The sequence below is a fragment of the Microbulbifer sp. VAAF005 genome, from assembly GCF_030012985.1.
Taxonomy (GTDB): Bacteria; Pseudomonadota; Gammaproteobacteria; order Pseudomonadales; family Cellvibrionaceae; genus Microbulbifer.
Map to the genome: position 1 here is coordinate 2,122,939 of NZ_CP120233.1, position 21,532 is coordinate 2,144,470.

The window sequence follows — 21,532 nt, forward strand, 5'->3', positions numbered from 1 at the left end:
TGGCTAGGCCAGTTCTGTGCGCACAGTGCGCGCAGCCTCTACCATATTCAGTAAGGATGACCCGACCTCAGCCCAGTTACGGGTTTTAAGGCCGCAGTCTGGGTTTACCCAAAGTCGCTCAACCGGCACCACCTGTGCAATTTTCTTAAGTTGCTCAACCAGCTCCCCCTTTCCGGCACATTGGGTGAGTGAATATCGTAAATGCCAGGTCCAATTTCATTGGGGTAACCACCGGTCTTATCGGCAAACGCGCTGAGTAGGCGCAAATCGGAGCGAGCTGACTCAATAGTAATTACATCCGCATCAAGGGAAACAATGGCATCCATAATTGCATTGAAATTGCTGTAACACATATGAGTGTGGATCTGGGTTTCCGCTTTTACTTCGCTACAGGTGTAGCGGAAACACCCTACCGCCCAGGCAAAATAATCCTGGTGCTCAGACTCTCGAAGGGGAACTCCCTCACGCAAAGCCGGTTCATCAATCTGGATGATCCCGATACCGGCCGCCTCAAGATCCAACACTTCTTCCCGCAATGCCTTGGCAATTTGCAGACAGCTCTCACTGCGGTGAATATCTTCCCTCGGGAAGGACCAGTTGAGAATTGTCACCGGGCCGGTAAGCATACCTTTTACCGGCTTATTAGTAAGGCTCTGGGCATAGCTGCTCCACTCTACTGTCATAGCGTTAGGCCGAGAGATATCACCAAAAATAATCGGGGGTTTCACACAGCGAGAGCCATAACTTTGCACCCAACCATTACCGGTGTGTACAAAACCATCCAGTTGCTCCCCGAAATATTCCACCATATCGTTGCGCTCTGCCTCACCATGCACCAATACATCCAGACCGAGTATTTCCTGACGACGGATAGCTTCGGCAATTTCAGCGCGTAGATGTTCTAAATAATCCGCCTCAGAAATCTCGCTATTGCGGTACTTGCGGCGCACACCGCGCAAAAGATCCGTCTGTGGGAATGAGCCTATTGTGGTAGTGGGTAGCAGTGGCAATTGCCAACGCTTGGCCTGTACTAAAGAGCGATCCTGAAAGCACTGTTGGCGCCAGGTATCCCGTAATTGATCAGCAATGGAGCCCTCGGCTACACCACTCTCTCCGCCTGAGACAGGGATCTCTGTGTCCTCATTGAGCAGCTGCTGTAATTGAGCCAACTCCTGAAGTTTCTGGCGGCTGTAAGCAAGCTTCTGTTTTTGCTCACTGGGCAGCTTGATCTCTGTTTCCAGATCCACAGGGCTGTGGAGCAGGGAGCAACTGGCTGATAGCCACAGGCGATCTTCCAACTGTTTCGCCAAAGGCTGCAAAGTGCCCTGCCAGCGGTTGAGCTCTGCTCGCCACACATTGCGCCCATTAATCACACCCGCAGACAGAACCTTATTTTTACCTACCAATTGGGCCGCAGCTTCAAGTTCTTCAAGTGCGCGTACACAGTCAATATGTACTCCGGACACAGGGAGGGAAAATACCAGCTCCAAATTCTCGCGCAAAGGTGAGAAATAGGTAGCCAGCAGTGTATTCACCCCCGGGGCTACTGCCGCAATCTGCTGGTAGGTGCTATCAAAAGCCCCACGCCATTCATCCGGCAGATCCAGGCCTAGTATGGGTTCATCCAACTGCACCCATTCAACTCCGAGGTCAGCGAGCTGAGAAAGCAACTCGGCATAGCAAGGCAGGAGTTTTGGCACTAAATCCAGAGGGCTATCCACACCTCGCCCCAGCCACAGGTAAGTGAGTGGTCCGATAATCACCGGCTTGGCTTTGTAGCCCAGGGATTGGGCTTCCCGCACCTCGTCAAGTAACCACTCACTATCAAGGGAGAACGCCTGATCATTGGAGAGTTCAGGGACCAAGTAGTGATAGTTGGTATCAAACCACTTGGTCATGGCACTGGCCGCTACCGGCTGTCCCGATGGAGCGCGACCACGGGCCAAGCGGAAATACTGGTCCAGCTTGTTATCTGCCGCTCCTTCTTTAAAGCGCTGACCGACCACACCAAACATCAGGGAGTGATTCAGAACCTGGTCGTACCAGGCGAAATCCCCCACAGCTACACGGCTCAAACCGGCCTCACTTTGGGCCTGCCAGTTACCACGGCGTATCTCTGTGCCCACTTGCAGCAACTGCTGCTGGGGCATATCACCGCGCCAATAGGCTTCTTGCGCTTTCTTTAGTTCGCGATTGGCTCCGATACGCGGATAGCCGAGGATATGTGTTTGCACCATGGCCGCCTTCCCAAGCTCTTTCCTGTGAGGGGATCAAAGTTGCCCCATTGAAAAATACCCCGCAGCTGCGATCTCGGTAACGGTCGCATTAGCGAGAGTCCTGACTTGATTGTGTGCGCACAGTGCTGTTCAATCAATTTCATATTTTTTGCAAATAACATGAATAATTTTAATGATGATTGAATTGCGCCATTTGCGTGCGCTGAGTGTTTTGCGTGAGACAGGCAGCCTGGTACGCGCAGCGGAGCGCCTTCACCTGACCCAGTCGGCTCTTTCGCACTTATTTCGCGAAATGGAGGACCGGCTCGGCCAAGAACTGTTTATACGCAAATCCCGGCCTCTGCGATTTACCAGTGCCGGTCTGAGACTGCTGCAATTGGGAGACGACATACTGCCCCAGGTAGCTATAGCACAGCGGGACCTGTCCCGGCTGGCATCTGGGCAAGCGGGCAGGCTCAATATCGCTATCGAGTGCCACAGCTGTTACCAGTGGCTGATGCCCGCACTGAATACCTATCGGGACGACTGGCCCGAAGTGGAACTGGACCTGTGCAGCGGCTTCCACTTCGATCCCCTGCCCGCACTGGTGCGCGGCGATCTGGACCTGGTTGTCACTTCTAATCCAGACCCGGACCTCAAAGGCTTACACTACGAGCCGCTGTTCAGCTTTGAAATGTGCCTTGCCATAAGCCGCAAACACCCACTGGCGCAGGAGAGCAAGCGGCGCTGGGTAGAACCGCAGGAATTGGCTGGTGAAGTCCAGATTACCTACCCGGTTGAGCGCGAGCGGCTGGATATATTCCAGCACTTTCTCGATCCAGCCGGAATAGAGCCAGCGGGTGTTCGGACCGCAGAACTCACTGTGATGATGGTTCAGTTAGTAGCCAGCGGCCGAGGGGTTTGCGCCCTGCCCAATTGGGCCCTGCACGAGTACCTGCAAAAGGGGTTTGTTTCCCAACTCCAGCTGGGTATAGAGGGCCTTTGGAGCACTCTCTACGCGGCAGTGCGGGAAGATATGCTCGAGCAACCTTATCTCACAGACTTCCTCAAAACCGCACGGGATACCAGCTTTGCCAATCTACAAGGTGTGAGAGCGACCAAAACCAGCCCCAGTGTGGCAGAACCTGCCTAACCACTTACAAAAGTTAACTGGGCGGCTTAAGCCTTTGCGGAAATAATGACTTATTCAACCTCAGCACAATTATTAAACAAACTGAATATTTTCAGATCGAACAAATCAATGGTTTGGTCTGGCCGGAGAGGCCGGTAAAATCACACAAATAACGATGGAGCCTCTGAACAACTCCGTGATACCTCTGGCTTACAGAGCGGTTCACACTCAAGACGCGGCTTCGCAGGAATGTCCAGACCTTGCAAGAAGTCGCAACGCAGAGTGTGAATCGCTCTGCAAGCCCCGAAGGGCGGGTCTTGAAGGCCGCATCTGCTGCATGGCAGCGTCCGCAAAGGACTGTGACCATTCGCACTGAGCTGCGTCTAACACCTGCGGCCTTCAAGACCCGCAGAGGCATTACGGAGTTATTCAGAGGCTCCTTATATACGGCAGTGGCCTATACCCGGCCAAATGCCTGGACTTTGTAGGAGACCCTCTATGTCAAACCCGGTTGAACGTTGGAACTCAGTGAGTAAAGGACTGCACTGGCTTTTTGTAATCCTGCTGCTCTCTGTGTGGGGAGCGGTTGAACTGCATGAGTTTTACGAGCGCGGCGACCCCATGCGCGGCTGGTTTATGCAGCTGCACTTCTCCCTGGGAGTCGGTGTCCTGATGCTTCTGGCCCTTCGCCTCTACTGGCGTGCACGTCACAAGCGCCCAGAGATTGAAGGCAAGAAGTGGCAGAAGGCACTGTCCAGCCTGACCCATGGTGGGCTCTACCTGTTGATTCTGGCTATGCCGGTTTCTGGCATCGTGATGCGCCAACTGTTTGGGCGCGATACCGAGTTTTTTGGCCTGTTTGCCGTTCCCAACCTGTTCGCCAAAAATCCGGATCTGGGCAAGCAAATCGCTTTCCTACACAAAGATGTAATGTGGCCCGCCCTGCTCGTATTGGTTGGACTGCATATCGCTGCGGCCCTGTGGCATCACTTTATTGCCCGCGATAACACTTTGACCCGGATGCTGCCGCAACGCTAATCCAAGATAGGGAAGTGAGGAGAGACAGGGAGAGTTGAATGGGAGAGCGCAAGGCTGCGCTCTCCCGAATAGAACCAGCTAAAGCAGGTAGGACTTACTCGTCGTTATTGCCGCGCTTGGCTTTGGGCTTTCCTTTGGGCTTGAACTTAGGCTTACCCTTAGGCTTCCCTTTCGATTTCACCGCCGCTTCATCGAAGCGGGTGATTTTCATCGGCTTACCGGAAACACGCACCTTCTTCAGGTGTTGGAACACTTCTTTCGGCATTCCCTGAGGCAGATCTACCGTGGTGAAATCGTTGTAGATTTCGATACGGCCAATATAGGAGCTGTCCAGATCCACCTCATTGGCAATAGCGCCAACAATGCTGCCGGGACGCACGCCCTGCTCGCGGCCGATCTCGATACGGAAGCGCTCCAGCCCCTCATCGGGCGGCGGCAGCTTGCGATCTTTCTCGAAGCTTTCCTTCTTGCGGCGGCGGCCACCGTCAAAGTCATCATCGCGCTCGCGACGCTCTTTGCGCGGCCTCTGCTCTTTCTCTTGAATCAGCAGGGGCTGATCACCTTGGGCCATTGCAGCCAGCGCGGCGGCAACATCCAGTGGATCAACCTCATTCTGCGCCAGGAATTCCTCAACCAGCTGGCGATAGGGCGCCAGATCAGTTTGGCCTTCCAGGGTCGCGGTGATGCGCTCGCGGAAGCGCTGCATACGGGCACTGTTAACCGCATCTGCGCTGGGCAAATCGAGTTTTTCGATCGGCTTCTTGGTCGCTTTCTCGATGACTCGCAACATACGGCGCTCGCGGGGCGCCACAAACAGGATCGCATCGCCTTCGCGACCGGCGCGGCCGGTACGACCGATACGGTGAATATAAGCTTCGGTATCGTAGGGGATATCGTAGTTAATCACGTGACTGATACGCTTTACGTCCAGTCCACGAGCCGCAACATCGGTGGCTACAACAATATCGAGCTTGCCATTTTTCAGCTTGTCGATCACGGCTTCACGCAGGTTCTGCGCCATATCACCGTTCAGGGCGGCACTGGCGAACCCTCTGGCGGCCAGCTTATCTGCCAGTTCCACGGTGCTGTTTTTGGTGCGCACGAAGATAATCGTGGCGTCCACCGGCTCCGCTTCAAGAATACGGGTCAGTGCATCCAGTTTGTGCAGACCACCAACCGGCCAATAGCGCTGGCGAATGGTTTCCGCAGTCTCGGTCTTAACACGGATTTTTACTTCAACCGGCTCATCCAAATGCTCGCGGGCGATGCGGGCAATCTCTTTTGGCATAGTGGCGGAAAACAGCGCAATCTGACGCTCTTCAGGAATTTGCTCCAGTACCCACTGCACATCATCGATAAAGCCCATGCGCAGCATTTCATCCGCCTCATCCAGCACCAGGGTGCGCAGATTGGACAGATCCAGCGAACCGCGACGCATATGGTCCATCACCCGCCCGGGAGTACCTACCACCAGCTGAACGCCACGCTTCAACTGCTGTATCTGGCCGCGGTAGTCAGCGCCACCGTAGATAGGCGCAACGTGGAAACCTTTCAACTTAGATGCGTAAGACTGGCAGGCTTCAGCCACTTGAATAGCCAGTTCGCGGGTCGGTGCCAGCACCAGTGCCTGAGGGCGACGATCCTTCAGGTCCAGCTGGGAGAGTAGCGGCAGCGCAAAGGCTGCGGTCTTGCCAGTGCCGGTCTGGGCCTGGCCTAGCACATCCCGCCCCTCCAGCAGGGACGGAATAGTTTGTGCCTGGATCGGGGAGGGAGTCTCATAGCCGAGCTTTTCGATGGCGCTGAGAATTTCAGACGGCAGACCCAACTGGTCGAAGCCGGCCGCTTTAGGGGTATCGGTCATTTCGGAATTCACTTGAAGCCAAAGTCCCTATCGCGGGACCGGAGCGGTGGGTAAAAGGCCGCGCAGTCTAACAGGTTAGACGATCCAGATCAGCCTGTTTTTTAGGCAAGTTGATTAGCATGTATCTCCGCCGACAGATAGGATATCAATATTGGGTAGATAAAAAGAAAAGCGTCATTGATCTAGAGGTAAAAAGAGTACAGCGCTCCTTAGACCATATCCACCTCAGTCTCAGGCTGCCGCCTTCGCTCCGTTGCACGGGCCTCCGTCAAGCGCCTGCAAACTCCATCGATTGTAGCGGCAATATGGCGGGAGAAGCTGCCATCCACTTGGGTCTTATCATAAAGATAGGCCCGAAATCGCTGGAAGAACTCCGTGTCTACCGGGTCGGGTTGACTCCAAAAGCTGGAGAGTCCCCCTTGGTGAGTCAGCCCCGGTAAGTCATACAGTGATCGTCCAAGTACTTGAGTTGGCACCTCGTGGAAGAGTGCAGATATACCCACTGTACTGTTGATTGTTACAACCCCTAGGGTGTGGTCGAGCAAAGTCGGCAGGTGCAGGTCATGGCAATAAATAACCCTTCCGGTAATCTGGTAGCGAGTTTCCAGCTCCCGTATCAGCTTTTGATAGTGACAAAACCCACGATCCATAGGGTGGTGCTTTATTACCATCACCGAACCCTGTGGCGCATTTTGTGCAAACGACTGCACCACCACCTCGATCGCATTTTCGATAGAAAACAGATCAGAGTGCTTTCGCAGTTGAAAATCATCGCGGGTTTGAAGTGGAAAAAGAAAGTACCGACCGCTGAGTTCACCCGTCAAACGGGCCGTAAGTCCCCGCTCCATCAGTTTATACAGGCCTTTTCGATAGAAACTCCTGATCCAGCAAACACCTTCACCTAGCCAGCTGAGACTTCGGTGGTGCCGATAGTGGGGAAATTCCGATTGAGAAACCCGCATCGCAAGATAATAGGCCATTGCAAAACGTGCTCGCCTAAAAAAGTTTGCCCAACAGGTTTAACCGGCTTTCGCTCTCTGGCTCGATAACTATTAATTGCTTCTCGAGACCAGTCCGTACGCGAATGAGCGTTAACCCCCCAAATTCAAGAGTGATAAAATCCGGTCGCAAATATCCCTCTTCAAATACACCAAAAGCGATCCCCTTGGACTCGCAGATGGATTTTGCAATGGTATGCAGGCGGCGGCAGTCCCCATAGCAAAAAACAGTATCTACATTATTTTTAGATAGATAATCTGAGAAGAAGGCACTCCAATCACTTTCTCCCCCGGTGAAATCCGCTTGAAAATCAGCCCAAGCGAAGTAGCGATCCCCGCCATTAAAGTTGATCTTATGAGTAATGACTCCGCTCTGTGACAAGCGCTTTGCCAATTGGGCAAAAAATGGGCCATGAGGTCCTTGTAAAAATACTGCCACAGACATGTATTGGCTTTTCCTTGAGCTAAGGTCACTGGATACGTTGAAACGAGGCGATGAATAAAAAAGAAATGACTGTGAAATTAGGCAAACTCCACAGTTATTATATTGAACTGCTTTTTACATCTATGCGAGCCATTTAACAACATAGAACCTGGATATTAGAGTCGCTACTAACAGGGCAGAAACTTTTGTAAATTTGGCAGCAAAAACTGCTCAACTATGGTTTCTTACTTCAAGGATCGTCCCATAAATCAAACTGTATAGCGAAAAAATGCCAACACACAATTTGTATTTGGTACAAACCATAAAGTCAATTCATATAAAAGCACGACCACTCCGCCCACCAGAAAATTAACATCTGGTGACACATAAGATGGGGATGGCCCTGTAGTAACCCGAATAAATTCCAGCTCCATTTAATCCCACATCTTATACCAGGAAAAAATAGGTGTCAGTACAATTGGTACTATAATCACGGAAGTGTAATCGAGCGTAATAGAGTAAGAATGGCTTGCAGCCAAAACCTTGGAAACCAGTTACCGAACACTTAGCGCAGAAGGGGGAAATATAAAAGTTAGCAAAGTAGAAGTCTGAAACTATATTCCCTGAGGTCTAAAAATTTAAACCCATGCATCAAAAGAAATTGAAGAGATAGCCTTATACTGAATTACGGGTACAACTTTCAATATCTTATAAATATTCTTCGATACAAGGAGAAGAGTTTAAAAACTGCTCCTTTTTTATTTCCCAAAGAGCGTGCCTTCCCAAGTAGTTCAATGGTAGTTTCTGCATTGATAAATTCAGCTGTTTTGGGATCTACATAGACAGGGTATAACAGCAAAGTAGCCGCAATCATCTGATTTAAAGTTAAATTGCGTTGCCTTCTCGATAAAAAATCTCTTAACTCACCCGTGGGGATTTCTCTATTTTCAACAAGCGTATCCCTTGTGAGCCCCCAGCCAGCATAAAAGGGTAACCCATAAGTTACCACTTGCTTGCCTCTCAGTAATGCTTCAAAACCACTCAGGGAGCTCATGGTGTGAATTTCATCAGCGACTTTAATAGCAGAAACTATATCACCCTGTTCAAGTAAAGTGTCATAAAGGGAGTCAGAGCTCTCCTGCAAAGCACCTAGGCGAGCACCACAAACTACGTCAGGGTGAGGTTTATAAATAATATGAGCATCGGGGTTATTGAGCCTGACGCGCTCAAGAAGCGCCAAGTTACTTTTTATTACTGGGGAGCCATTAGCTATCGAGGCATCGCTTTCTACCTGCCCGGGAACTAAAATAATTTTTTTACCAGAGGAAAAATCAAAATCAACTGTAGGTTGATCTTCTACAACGTTGTATTTGCTAATCCCTTTATCGATCAATTTGTCTCGTAACTTTCTAGCTCTATCTAGAAGAGGACCAGGAAAACTACAGGTATTTAACAGTATCTCCAAATCGCTGGGCTGCCTGGCGTCAAAGTAAATACCACGACTATCTAGAACCAGTGAATTCGGAGCGACCAGGTCGGCACCCAAACCAACGGAACGCAAAAAGCCATCTTCAACCCTCCAGACATTTAAATCAGATTTCTTAGCCTCATCAAGCAAACCATCTGTAATCCGACTTGCCCATACCAGAATATTGGTTCCTGCCCTTGCATCTGGTACCTTTGCAGAAGAGAATTTAATCCTTCCCTTTCCACCGATAAAACCTGGAATAAAACTCCTTTTCCAGTGAGAAAATCCTACCCCGACCCAGTCTCCATCGAAGCGGCTCCATTGCCTGCGTTGTTCAGCAATTAATGCCACAGTGTCTTCAAAGTTACATCGATTGCCAGTATACGGATTAATATACCGGGAGTATTTTAGGTACGCAGCACAAAAAACCTGAAGCAACGTTCGCTTCACACTGCGGCGACCACAGTTTTGCCTATCTCGAGTTAAACCCCACCCCGCATAAAAAGGCATTCCAAAGCAATGGACCTCCTTACCGGCGACCAGCGCCTCAAAACCCAGCTGGCTGCTGACCACATAAACCTTTTCAACTCGATCCAGGATTGACCAGGGGGAGATATCCTCAGAGATAATCCTACAACCCCTCAGTTCAGCCAGTTCCTTTAGATAGCCACGCTTTTTCCCTGCGATAACATCGGGATGAATCTTTACAAGAATTTCAGCATCAGGATTTTCATTAATTGCGGACTCAAGCATTTGAGAGAAATGCTGCTCAGAAGCCAACCCACCTTTAACAGAGATATCCCCAAACGTTTGATCGACCACTAAAATGGTCTTTTGCCCAGGCAAAATTCCCAGTGAGATATCAGTCGATTGATTATATTTCGACAGTCGGCTCTCTCGTATAAGCTTTAAGCCTTTCTCTGCACGAGCAAGATCTTCCGGCGAAAAATCAGCCTCACTAATTAATATTTCCAGGTCACTTGGCCGGGAGGCGTCGTAATAAATACCTGTCGAGTCTACAACCAAGCTATGAGGTTCAGCGCCATTTACGCCAAGGCCGAGTGAACGTAAAAACCCATCTTCTATAGCGATATAAGGCAAACTCAAATGAGTGGCAAGGCGCTGTGCTTTAAGGGCGCTTTTTTTAACCCCCAGCCAGCCATCATGGAAATTGATCTATCGGGCTTGAGAGCTACATAGCGACATTCAGCTTCCAGGAAGTTATCAAGGTTAGATAAACGCCGAAGCCCGAGTGAACAGTGTCCAATTACAGGCATTTCCTTGCCTCAAGAGAAAGTGCATCCCGAAGGCTATGATCGTTGGCAAGATCCAAGATTCCCTCAACCCAAGCTGAGGGTTCCATTGGCAGCAACAGACCATTTTCCCCATGCCGCACTACGGAACCATATATGTCCCCTTGAGCAAAGATACCTGCGGCACCAGCCTGGGTAATATCAAAAAATTTTGTATGCGACCTGGCGCGATTAAATGGCAAATCGAGCAAAGGTGCCAAACCAATTGATCGCCCTCGCCCTCGAAGCATCGACACGTAGGTAGGCCACTTCATCGGGTGCAGTATCTGCACCCGTGGCACTCCTCGAAAGAGCCGATTGACACGCTGATCTCCAATTATCTCAAAATTGAGAATTGGACTGCGATTGAGGACTTCCTCTATCACCGACCGCAGCCACAGAACATCCTCAAGGTGTGACGCAGAACCATGATAAAACACGGTCAAAGGCTGCTCCTGCTCACAACTCAAGGGAGCAGGTTGAAGTAATTCTGGAGACCAACTTTGATACTTTTCCGCAAGATAGGGGGTCGATACCAATAGTTGCGCGCCGACAGATTTCAGCCACCTCTGCTTAGACCAACTAAGCCGTAATATTTTTGCTTGATATCGAAGTGGCATGCTGGAAAACGCATACCAATCAAATAAATCATCATCGATAAAGAGGTAGATTCTCTGAAACTGACCTCTGTTTTTATCAATAAATGACTTCCAACTCCGAGGGATGTAGCGAACAAAGATTAAGGATTTTCCATTAATATCCTGTTCAATTGGGGAACTGGACCAAGTTATACACCGGAAGTTGATTCCCCTATCATACAAATATGGCCGAATAAAATAGTCTGTTGATGGATTTGCACCCTCTTCAATGACTAAACAGCTTTCTGTGGGAATCGAGTCAAGTGCCAAACTACTACCCCTCGAGCGGAAACACGATTGGAATCAAAATCAAAACTGTTATCGAGTAAGCAATAGTCAGGGGTAATCCAGCTCTGAGGAAATCGCGTAAATGATATCCTCCCAAGTTTTGCACAATCAGGTTGGTCTGATAGCCAAATGGGGTGAGAAAGCTGGCACTAGCTCCATAGGCTACGGCCATTACAAAGGGCATCCAGCTAACTCCAAAGCTCTCAGCCAAACTCCATGCGAGGGGGAAAGCCAATGCAGCGGCGGCGTTGTTGGTCATCAATTCTGTGAGCGCCAATGTTAACAAGAAGACGCCCACCAGGCCGGCTAACGGCCCCCAGTCAGCTAGCAAACTACGCAGCCCTAACGCTAACGAATCTGCCAAACCACTACCCGCGAAAGCCTCAGCCAAAATCAAAGCACTAGTGATAATCAGCCATATCTGAAATGGGAAGCGCCGCTGTAACTCAGTAGTAGATATGATTCCCAGGCCAATCATTCCACCAAGGAGAACGATGAGCCCTTTTAGCAGCGAGAAGACTCCCAGTGCCGCACCAGCCACAACGGCTGCAAAGCCCAGCCCCAAAAGCCAGTTATTGCGTCGAGAGAGATCGCGCCGAACCTCTGTGCCGCTGATCACATAGAAGTTCTTATCAATATTCAGATGGTGACGAAAATCCGGGCCCACCGCCAACAGCAGGGCATCGCCAGCGCGAAGCTCAATCTCCCCAAGCTTGCCAGACAATCGCTCACCGCCGCGGCGCATGGCAACCACTGCCGCGTCGAAGCGAGTACGGAAATTACACCCTTTTAAGGTCTGGCCAAGAATACTGGAACTGGGCGTAATCACTACTTCTGTAAGATTCAGGTCCAGGTCCTCATCTTCCAGCGCAAATAGGCGCAGCCCCTCAATATCCTGCAAGCGACCAAGATCACGTACATCGCCACTAAAAATTAATTTATCCCCGCAACGGATAACTTCAGAGGGGCCGACAGGGCTAATAACCTGATTTCTGCGAACAATTTCAATTAAGTAAAAGGTCTCAAGTTGGCGTAGACGGTTTTGCTCAACACTCTTCCCATCCAATGGAGAGTTAGCCACCACTTCAGCCTCCAGCAGATACTCAGTGACAGGCTCCTCCGTTACTCCCCCTTCAGGGAGAAGACGGTTGCACAAAAGCAATACCGCCAAGCCCACTAAAGCTGCGGCCAAGCCCACCGGCACAAAGGCGAAAAAGTCCAAACTGGGAAGGCCGCGATCGAGTACAAAGCTGTTAACGATCAAGTTCGTAGAAGTACCAATAAGCGTCAGAGTACCACCGAGAATTGCCGCATAGGATAACGGAATCAGCAACTTGGCCGCAGGCAAGCGCCGCTGCCCTTTCACACTTGAAGATAGGGCCGCCACCACTGCCGTATTGTTAAGAAATGCGGAGCTTAAGGCGGTAGCCGTTGTAAGTCTCAATAAACTGGCTTTTAAAGACCCCTTGATCAGGCCCTCTGAGATAGAACGCAACCAGCGCGCCTTCTCCAGTCCCACCGACACGAGCATCAATACAACTAAGGTGGCTAAACCGGGGTTGGCCCCTTTCTGTAACGCCGATTCCGCAGGAACCAAACCAGTAAGAAAACAGGCACCAGCCGCCGCAGCGAACACCAGGGACGGTCGGAAGTGAGTAAAAATTAAACATCCGATAACCAGGGCGAAGATACCGGAAACAAATAATTGGGGGAAAGTCATAAGGTCGAAAGGTCGCTCTGGTTACCGATACTATTGTTCGTCTTTATATACACACCTGTGGTGAAATCAAATTATGCCAAATCTTGGGTGAGTATTCCCCTAGTGTAAACACTCCCCATCACGCCCTGAGTTGGAGATTTTTCCCCCCGCACACGATACTCACTGTTTGAACGAAACTCGATCCGGGAACTCGCCATAATATAGGCCCTTAACAACATTGAGATACCTCACACTCGACTAAGCCAAGGAGAAATCTTCATGAGCCAGAGTCAGATTCGGGTTATAGGCTGGGTCAGTATCTAGTAAATCCCCCCAACGAGCACGCATATGCTCCGCCTCCCGTTGTGCCCGTCGGCGTTTACTGAGGGTATTATCAGCACCCCGTGACACCGACTCATGGTGATACAGCTCTGCGTATGGGGTCCATAAGTTGCGATAACCCGCTTCACGTACTTTTAAACACAGATCAACATCATTAAACGCAACAGCCAGGTTCTCCGCATCCAGGCCAGCAACTTCCTCAAATACTGATTTGCGTATCAATAAGCATGCCGCAGTCACAGCGGAAAGATTCTGTACCAGATGCAGGCGCGAAAAGTATCCATATTCGTGGCGGCTGAAGTACTTATGGGAGTGACCAGCAACACCACCAATCCCCAAAATCACCCCACCGTGCTGGATGGTATCATTTGGGTAGTAGAGCTTCGCCCCTACACAACCGATTTCCGGCCTCCGAACCTGGCCGACCATCTCCGTTAGCCATTCATCGCCAATTGGCTCAATATCATTATTAATCAGTCCGATGATCTCGCCCTTGGCAAGGCTGACTCCAAAATTATTAATTGCAGAGTAGTTAAAGGGATGATCCCAGCGATGTACTGAGACTCGAGAATCAGTAGACTTCATTTCATTCAGAAAGCGCAATGTTCCTTCACAACGACTCTGATTGTCTAAAATCAGTAATTCAAAATTGGGATAACATGTTCGGGCAAGGATAGCCTCCACGCAGGGCTTCAGTATATCCAAGCCATCGCGGGTTGGAATGAGCAAGCTTACCAAAGGGGGGCTCAGAAATATCCCATCGCACCCGATAGCTATTAGGGGCTATGCCAGGTAGAGCTCTGGCTTTCAGGCCCTCACTTTCCAGGTAGTCACTCACAGCCCTAAGACCCGCAGAAACCGCATAACCTTTTGCACAACTCTCTTGTGCTGTCGAGCCACTAATAGCCCGCCAGTGATAGAGGACTTCAGGAATATGGGCCACGTTTTCTTGGTTCAAATAGGGCATACAGCGCAATAACAAATCGTGATCCTGACTTCCCTCAAGGCCAGCACGAAATCCTCCTATACGTTCAACCAGCGCACGGTGCAATACCGTTAAATGGCAAATATAATTTTGTGATAGTAGAAGATCTGGATTCCAACCTGGCTTAAAGTGAGGATCAAAGCGCACTCCCTGTTCATCAATTTTATCTTCATCGCTATACAATAATTGTAACTGCGGATTATCTACGATTGACTGAACAACCCGTTGTAGCGCAAAGGGAGCCAGGGTGTCATCATGATCTAATAGCGCAACATATTCACCATTAGCCAACGACAAAGCACTATTACTTGCAGCCGAAATATGGCCATTTTCTGTTCGAAATACTACTTTGATACGCTGGTCTAGCTTTTCATATTTCTCCAAACAAGATTTAACCTGAGCCAGACAGGAAGCATCATCAGCAATACACAGCTCCCAATGACTATAACTTTGTGCCAAAACTGAATCGATACATGAGCTTAACAGTTCAATGTCAGTGTTATAGGTTGGAAGAATAATAGAAATTAAAGGTCTACCAGACACTTTATCGAAATCCAGTGAGCCCGGATAAGAAGCAACTCTTTTTGCCTCTACAGTTCTAATCCACTCAGAATAATCACTGGTTTGCTTCCGCTTAACAAAAGTTCTTGCATAGTGCTGTAAAGCCAAATTCCGCCAGTTGCGACCTGAATCACGGGCCTCTTCACGAATGAGTTGTAAAACCTTTGCCTTTCCCCGACTGCGAAATTTATAGTGCATATTGGCCAAGCGCTGCGCCAGGCGATCGTAGGCAAACTGGGGAAGAAGCTTCACAAACTGGAAGTGTTGTATAGTAAATAGGCCTTCAGATTCCATAGGGTCAAAGCGCAAAGCATTAGGACGTTGTTCAAGGTAGATTAGACGCTTACTAACACGACCCGATTTAATTGGAAGAAATATACTATCCTGCTCGGTGAAGCCATCTCCATAGTCAAAATAGAGTTTAGAATCTGCAGACGACTGATTGTGCTTTAGACCAAGTTCCACCATATACCAGCCAGGGCCAGGAGCTCGTCCCAATACTTGGAATTGGGGGTCCACTCCAGATGCGTACCATACAAAATCTGTTTCAGTGCAATCGGAGGGCCCAATCGCAAGTCCAGGCTTAAGCCTGGGAGCGAAATCGACATAGAAAAAGGACTTTAAAATATTTAACACCGTAACAAATCCAGTTATTACTCAGCACTCTTAGCAGTGCCGCATGCATTCGCCAATAAAATAATAGCTAGTTCAACTTACACTGAAACTGGCAAGTATCAACTACCCGATACACACCTTAGACTAAGGGCTAGCATCCAGTCTGAAGTTGACTTTGGCAGCAATTTTTGTACCATAAATATAGGCCTCAATCTCGTCTCGATTGGATAAACTCATTTTAGGCTTAAAAGCAAACCCACATTTTAAATTCTGTGAAAGTCCCTTTCGCACAACGTCGGGGCGGTCTCTATTCAACTCAACTAAGTGCTCTTCTCCATTAATCAGCAAGCGAATTTTTATCGCTCCAGAAAATTCCGCTGTCGCCCAACCAGTAATCAAGTCAGGACCTACATCTACAAAAATTTTCCCATAACACAGATATGGAGTCTCAGCAGCTATACGCTCCTTCAAACGTACAACACCATTTTTCACACTTTCTACATGACAGAGAAGTGCATCATCAGCCTCATCATTTAAATCATGAGCTTTAAAATAAGCTTCACCCTTTTTCCTAGTTGAACTGCCAGCACCAGAACCCTTGTTCTCCTTTTTTATTGCATGTTCATGTCTGGACTTGACAACATAATGATTTATCCTTAACCCATCATAGATGACTTGAGTCGTTTTAGGTTCACTAGATCCACCATTTTCAAATTCAGTAGGTTGGAAGTTAGCAGAATAATAACGTCCGGTTTTAAGTACACATTCATGGACATGCATCTTCTCAACCAAAGACGGCTTCAAGATTGTTTTAATGTGTCGGTTAAATTCGTGCTCTGGTTTTGAAGCTTGAGTAAATCTCTCAATCACTAATCCATCGCTCTTAAACTTATGTCCGGATGAACCGAAATTCCTCCAATTTAGCGCTAGTGCGCTGGCATCCTCGATCTGATTAAAGTCAGATAGTAAACCTTTTAAATTAACGTCTTGACCAGTAACAATAAATTCATCGGCATCAATAAAGCCGAGCAAATCAACTTCATCGCCAAAGCGATTTAATATCATATTATATGCCGGCATCTGTGGACCATGATCCCCTACTCTGGGGAAATAAATCCTATTTACTACTCCCAAGCTGTCCAGAGCCTCCAACAATTGGGAGGACCCATCATCACTGATATTATCTGCAATATAAAAAGCATCAGCACCAATCAACTGATGATAAACGATCCACTCAAGGATGTACTCATATTCGTTCTTAAAAATCGCAGCTATTCCAAACTTCATTCTTACTCAAAAGACCTTTCCAGGTGAAAGCATTATTTTCAACACTCTCACAATAAACTATATATAACTTACAATTCTCGATCTTCTACTACAATCATCAAAAAGATGAAAGCCCAACTTTCCAAAAGGTTAACTAGCAAGCTGTTTTGTGGGCATGTGTATAAAAAGAAGCCTGCAACTTTGAACAACCAACAAACTCTTTTAGTTTACGTCCATCATTCTTTTCGATATCAAAAAGAAGAAAATTTTTCCGGCCATAAAAATACTGAAGCACATTTGAATGATGTCTATGCCACTCATATTTCCAGCGCTGTATAACAGTTTCGCGATCGCATGAGTAGATCTTCTCAAATCTGTGCAAATAACTACCATTACCGTGATTAAGCCGACTCTCAACCCATTTCTCTACAGGACGAGTATTTAAAATAAAAAGAGAATCGGGGTACTGTCGATCTAATTCCTGATAGTACTTTTCGAAAGCATATAGGCACCGACTTGAGACAAACTCCATATCACTATAGAAATCAAAATTTTCATATCCACTTAATAGAGGTCTCCCATGTAAGTAGTTATCCTCAAGTCGTAAAGCCAAGCTCCCATGATCCCAGTGGACAGCTTTATAGCCATTACGCAAGAAAAAATGATTCAGACTGGTTGTACCGCACTTATTAAACCCAATTTGAAATACTTTCATACTAAAAAGTCTTTAAAAGCTTATTCATCCAAAGTGCTTCTTAACGTCGAGCCGCCTGTATTTGATCCAAATCGAAACAGTAAAGTAATACAGAATTTAGGTCTTGCTTTTAGCTATTTACACCGGTAACCAAGGACTACAACTTTAATCAAACTACATAGCATACACTATCAAGAGGATGAAACAGAGCAATCAGGAAAAAGTAGCTTACATTACTAAATCACACATCTTGGGCGGATTATACCGAGTAAAGATGAAGCAATGTTCCCTGATGCATTTCACCGGACAGAACCACCCCCGTCAACACCTTGGAAGGTAGCCCGGTTCCAAAATCGTGGGGCATACATACTAAGAAAGCCTTGTAAGAGATGGTAAAATTGGCAGGGGTTGGCCCGTTCTGGCCACAACAACCTCTATAGAGGATAAATCCTTGATATCAGTTAAATCAAAGGAGAAGCCAACAAATCCCCTCCTGCCCAGCCCTCGTGCCTTGTAGATCGGGCTATATTCACTTGCTTTAGTCTCGGCCACAACTTCGCCGTTGTATTTAACTCTAAGCAAAGCCGCTTCAGTCTCTTCCTCTGATATCGCCCACCCCCTCAGACACCCATTTTCCCAGGCAGTAGCGGCACCTCGTGTAAAGCGTGCACTGTCACGAGCTAAATGAAGCCGCCAGTCAAATTGTGTACGAGCACAGTTATAAAATTCATACTCCTTTGCATTCAAGGCTCGCAATTCAGATAGTTGTTCATTCGTGAGCCCTCTCGAATGAACAACCTCATTAGAAGCAATGTTTTGACGCAAAATTGGAATATTAATACCAAACTTTTTGTTAAGCAGGAGAAGAGAATCCTCAAATGATTCAACAAACCCTATAAAACCAAGTTGAGACCAATTACTCTGACCGATAAGACGAAGCTGTCTATTAATATTTTCACGAGAGCGGTAAAAACTCTCAAAACTATCTTTATAACCTTGATGCCGAACTTTATGATTATACTCAGAAACAATTCTATCAACGGGATCACGCAAAAAAGTTATCATCTGTCCAACATCAAATATATCAATGTATTTTGATGCGTGAAAATGACCAGTGAAAAATTGATAGCCTTCTTTGTTAAAGTCCTGATAAAAACTCCAACCATCCACCTCCCCAGAACCCCACTTTTTAATGAGAGGACTTGTCAAAGGTGAAAATTTTCCATAATCCTGACAGACTCTCGATTCACCAAAATAAGTATTAGCACCTTTTCGGAAACTTGTGCCAGCAGTTTTTGGAATATGCAAAAAAAACAAACACTTCATAATAGCAAACCATAACCCCGGGAATCTATCCAGGAAAACATAAATATATAATTTAGTAAAAGATGTTGCAAAAATCTAAATATTCTACTTTTGTATTTTTTTAAAAAAAGGATCGCCAGGGAAATTTATGCGCCCAAGAGAAAGTATATAGTCAGACATTATCATTTTTCTTTTTGCGTATACCAATCTGAAAAGATTTATATAGAATGACCTAGCTGACCTTCGCTTTCTGAAAGCAAGCCTTATCAAATAGCCAACATCAGAAGGCCCGAGATGTCCATTCATTATATTCTTTACTAAATAACTCAACATCCCAGTCTCTGACAAATAAATACTTGATGGATGGCCGGAAAACGGTAGTCGCAATAAAGTAGCGCCACTAATATTCAATAAATCCACATGCAATCTATCAGCACTGTATGGATCATAAATTATATAAACATCCGTGCAGATCGAAATAGATTGAGGAATTTCATCATAAAGAAACTCCAGTCCCACTAAGTCTTTCCCCCATCTTTTTTCATCAGGTACTTTCTTACGATCTATTGAAAAAAGTGGAGAAATAGCAATCACAGAATTGAGCCTAAATTGCTTCATAAACAATAATGAAGCATACGCCCCCATTGATGAACCATATAAAATTCTTCTTGTAGCAAGATTGTATTCGGATCTTTTTTTATGGCTTCAATACACTCAAAAATCTCGCCTGTTTGATACCAATGATTTTCATGTATCAAAACATGAAACGCATTAATTTTTATCTTCTCAAGAAAACGCTGAGCAAAGCCTAATTGATTTATTGACTTATCTACATTTTCTGGCAACCGCTGCTGAAATGTAATTGCTAGTGGCGTGCCAACATCAGATACCGATACATATCTACAGCTAACCTGATTTCCTATAAAAATTAATTCTTCTTGCATACTCAAACAAATATAATGGACAAAACTATATTAAATTTCATAATCAAACAATTCAAAGTCCTCAGCATATAAAGAAGAAACTATATCCCTGCCCTTTTTATCAAGTAACTCAATCGATCGCTTTCTTACAGGCTTTCTATTATGGGCACGTTCCTGTGAACCCCATCTAACACTAACTAATGATAAATCCGGAAAAAGTACGTCAAATTTTGCCGAGGATTTGCTAATAGATTCCAGCTTTAATATTAAATCTACATACCTTTTTCCTCCAATATAAAACATATCCTTTTGCTTAACACAATGTCGATATCGTAAATCGAAGCCATTGAGAGTATTACTATTCATTGAATAAACATAATCTAAAAAATATCTTCTATAATCAGAATCACTGACCTCACCATGATTATATCTCTCATAGATACCCTTATTTACTTCATTAAATGCAGATAAGACTCTATCGTATGGATTACGAACGAAGCCAAAAGTAAAGTGATCCGTTAGACTCATGAATTCTTCAGGATAAATATCTCTTAAAAGAATCAAAGGCAAATGTGCTTTATCAATTTTTCTACCTTTGAACTCGTCAAACATCCAAAAGAAATTATCGCGAGTATCAAACTGATACAATGAATTCCTAACAGTCGTGCCAGCGCATTTTGGATTGTGAATGAAGGTGAATTTCTTAGAATCACTTACTATCATAATAACATCGAACCTTAGAGCATTTACTAAACTTCATTTTTTAAGTCAACTAATTTTTTTCTATAAAATTCATTAGCAGGCCTGGCTCGAGAGAGCACCTTATATAGTACGAAAGAAATCAGCGGATTAATTTTTAAAAAAGCAGATGCTGTATCCCCCATTACTTCAACTTCAGATTGCTCCAAAATAGAACTAATGTTTAGCGACTCTATGCCCAAGTCACCAGAAGAGGGGGAAATCAGAAAACTCTATATTTCCGTCGTCATCAAAAAGTAATTTTGCTCTCGCAATGAAAGGAGAATAACCACTCCCAGATTGAACAGTATTCATATAATGAGATCCAAGCCCTTGATAAAGGCCATTCTCATTTTTTTCAGCCTTTGTTCATCCAGACGCTCAGAATTTTTAAGTGCAGATTCATAATTCCTTAACCCAATATGCTTATAGTGAAGAAGAGCTATTGGATACTTATTAGAAGACTTGTAATCTAAAGTTCGCTTCATATATTCAAACCCAAACCCTTTTGGATGGCAGCCATAGCTATAGGCCATATCAAAGTTACAGTCAAAAATAATTCTTTTGTCAAAATTTGGGGAGCGAATTCCATTTTTATACTGCCCTAATAAAGACTGATCTTTATCTATAGGTTTTTCATCTACAATATCAAATCCGGTAATTTCCGGTACAGTAACTCCCATATTCTTATATTCAGACAACACATCATGTAATTTGGGGTGGTATAATATTTCATCCATATCACAACTAATAACCCAGTCAGCGACCTCATCGGTGAACCTCCCTCCTGCGCGACTGTAATTTTTATATAACTGAGTTTTTAATTGGATATATTTCGCCTCATCAATTTTACCAGTTGAAGACTGCCAACTAATAACGGTTACCTTAGGAAATTTTTTTGCTAACTCTACGCTACGATCTGTAGAAAGATTATCAAGAAGAAATATTCTCGTACAAATATTACTATAGTACTCTAATACATTACTAATTATATCTTCTTCGTTATAGCAAAGGAGATATACATGAATTTTTATATTCGGAGCCATGAA

Annotated in this window: 18 protein-coding genes and 1 pseudogene; 3 read left to right on the forward strand and 16 right to left on the reverse strand. The window is 46.3% G+C overall.

All coding sequences use genetic code 11. The annotated features are described in order from the left end of the window. Positions 1 to 3 precede the first annotated feature (3 nt). Positions 4 to 2,237 (reverse strand): annotated as a pseudogene (gene metE / locus P0078_RS09295) (5-methyltetrahydropteroyltriglutamate--homocysteine S-methyltransferase). Positions 2,238 to 2,409: 172 nt separating this feature from the next. Between metE and P0078_RS09300 the strand changes: the two are divergent. From P0078_RS09300 to P0078_RS09310, 3 genes are all read left to right on the forward strand, one after another. Beyond that, on the forward strand, positions 2,410 to 3,369 hold the full coding sequence (locus tag P0078_RS09300) for a LysR family transcriptional regulator (protein WP_282934115.1): 960 nt from the start codon (positions 2,410 to 2,412) through the stop codon (positions 3,367 to 3,369). Positions 3,370 to 3,608: 239 nt separating this feature from the next. Next, a complete protein-coding gene (locus P0078_RS09305; protein WP_282934116.1) occupies positions 3,609 to 3,836 on the forward strand; it encodes a hypothetical protein in 228 nt (75 codons plus the stop codon). A 10-nt stretch (positions 3,837 to 3,846) separates the two neighbouring features. Beyond that, complete coding sequence (locus P0078_RS09310) at positions 3,847 to 4,386, forward strand: cytochrome b (RefSeq protein WP_282934117.1); 540 nt, start codon at positions 3,847 to 3,849, stop codon at positions 4,384 to 4,386. A 94-nt stretch (positions 4,387 to 4,480) separates the two neighbouring features. Here the strand turns inward: P0078_RS09310 and P0078_RS09315 are convergent, their stop codons facing one another. The 15 genes from P0078_RS09315 to P0078_RS09385 all read right to left on the reverse strand — a co-directional run bounded on the left by P0078_RS09315 (position 4,481) and on the right by P0078_RS09385 (position 21,529). Beyond that, entirely contained in the window at positions 4,481 to 6,247 is a 1,767-nt protein-coding gene (locus tag P0078_RS09315; protein ID WP_282934580.1) for a DEAD/DEAH box helicase, read from the reverse strand. 209 nt (positions 6,248 to 6,456) lie between these two features. Continuing rightward, the gene (locus P0078_RS09320) at positions 6,457 to 7,227 is read right to left on the reverse strand and encodes a capsular biosynthesis protein (RefSeq protein WP_282934118.1); all 771 of its coding nucleotides are present in this window, start codon (positions 7,225 to 7,227) and stop codon (positions 6,457 to 6,459) included. Positions 7,228 to 7,243: 16 nt separating this feature from the next. Further along, positions 7,244 to 7,690 (reverse strand): capsular polysaccharide export protein, LipB/KpsS family, encoded by a 447-nt coding sequence (locus P0078_RS09325; protein WP_282934119.1) that lies wholly within the window; start codon positions 7,688 to 7,690, stop codon positions 7,244 to 7,246. A 679-nt stretch (positions 7,691 to 8,369) separates the two neighbouring features. Continuing rightward, the gene (locus P0078_RS09330; RefSeq protein ID WP_282934120.1) at positions 8,370 to 10,244 is read right to left on the reverse strand and encodes a capsule polysaccharide biogenesis protein; all 1,875 of its coding nucleotides are present in this window, start codon (positions 10,242 to 10,244) and stop codon (positions 8,370 to 8,372) included. Between the two features lie 160 nt (positions 10,245 to 10,404). After that, positions 10,405 to 10,875, reverse strand: a complete 471-nt coding sequence (locus P0078_RS09335; protein WP_282934121.1) for a glycosyltransferase family protein — start codon at positions 10,873 to 10,875, stop codon at positions 10,405 to 10,407. A 466-nt stretch (positions 10,876 to 11,341) separates the two neighbouring features. After that, entirely contained in the window at positions 11,342 to 13,075 is a 1,734-nt protein-coding gene (locus tag P0078_RS09340; RefSeq protein ID WP_282934122.1) for an SLC13 family permease, read from the reverse strand. Between the two features lie 237 nt (positions 13,076 to 13,312). Beyond that, positions 13,313 to 14,080, reverse strand: a complete 768-nt coding sequence (locus tag P0078_RS09345) for a glycosyltransferase (RefSeq protein WP_282934123.1) — start codon at positions 14,078 to 14,080, stop codon at positions 13,313 to 13,315. Beyond that, positions 14,040 to 15,410 (reverse strand): glycosyltransferase family 2 protein, encoded by a 1,371-nt coding sequence (locus tag P0078_RS09350; RefSeq protein WP_282934124.1) that lies wholly within the window; start codon positions 15,408 to 15,410, stop codon positions 14,040 to 14,042. The genes P0078_RS09345 and P0078_RS09350 overlap by 41 nt, the downstream gene beginning before the upstream one ends. Before the next feature lie 291 nt (positions 15,411 to 15,701). After that, entirely contained in the window at positions 15,702 to 16,844 is a 1,143-nt protein-coding gene (locus P0078_RS09355) for a glycosyltransferase family 92 protein (RefSeq protein WP_282934125.1), read from the reverse strand. A 133-nt stretch (positions 16,845 to 16,977) separates the two neighbouring features. Next, positions 16,978 to 17,538, reverse strand: a complete 561-nt coding sequence (locus P0078_RS09360; protein WP_282934126.1) for a sulfotransferase — start codon at positions 17,536 to 17,538, stop codon at positions 16,978 to 16,980. 348 nt (positions 17,539 to 17,886) lie between these two features. Then, positions 17,887 to 18,843 carry a sulfotransferase family 2 domain-containing protein gene (locus P0078_RS09365; protein WP_282934127.1) on the reverse strand — a complete coding sequence of 319 codons (957 nt, stop codon included), beginning with the start codon at positions 18,841 to 18,843 and terminating at the stop codon, positions 17,887 to 17,889. An 84-nt stretch (positions 18,844 to 18,927) separates the two neighbouring features. Further along, positions 18,928 to 19,467 carry a hypothetical protein gene (locus tag P0078_RS09370; protein WP_282934128.1) on the reverse strand — a complete coding sequence of 180 codons (540 nt, stop codon included), beginning with the start codon at positions 19,465 to 19,467 and terminating at the stop codon, positions 18,928 to 18,930. Further along, positions 19,437 to 19,766 (reverse strand): hypothetical protein, encoded by a 330-nt coding sequence (locus P0078_RS09375; RefSeq protein WP_282934129.1) that lies wholly within the window; start codon positions 19,764 to 19,766, stop codon positions 19,437 to 19,439. The genes P0078_RS09370 and P0078_RS09375 overlap by 31 nt, the downstream gene beginning before the upstream one ends. Before the next feature lie 30 nt (positions 19,767 to 19,796). Further along, positions 19,797 to 20,468, reverse strand: a complete 672-nt coding sequence (locus P0078_RS09380; RefSeq protein ID WP_282934130.1) for a sulfotransferase family 2 domain-containing protein — start codon at positions 20,466 to 20,468, stop codon at positions 19,797 to 19,799. A 326-nt stretch (positions 20,469 to 20,794) separates the two neighbouring features. Beyond that, on the reverse strand, positions 20,795 to 21,529 hold the full coding sequence (locus tag P0078_RS09385) for a glycosyltransferase family 2 protein (protein WP_282934131.1): 735 nt from the start codon (positions 21,527 to 21,529) through the stop codon (positions 20,795 to 20,797). Positions 21,530 to 21,532 lie beyond the last annotated feature (3 nt).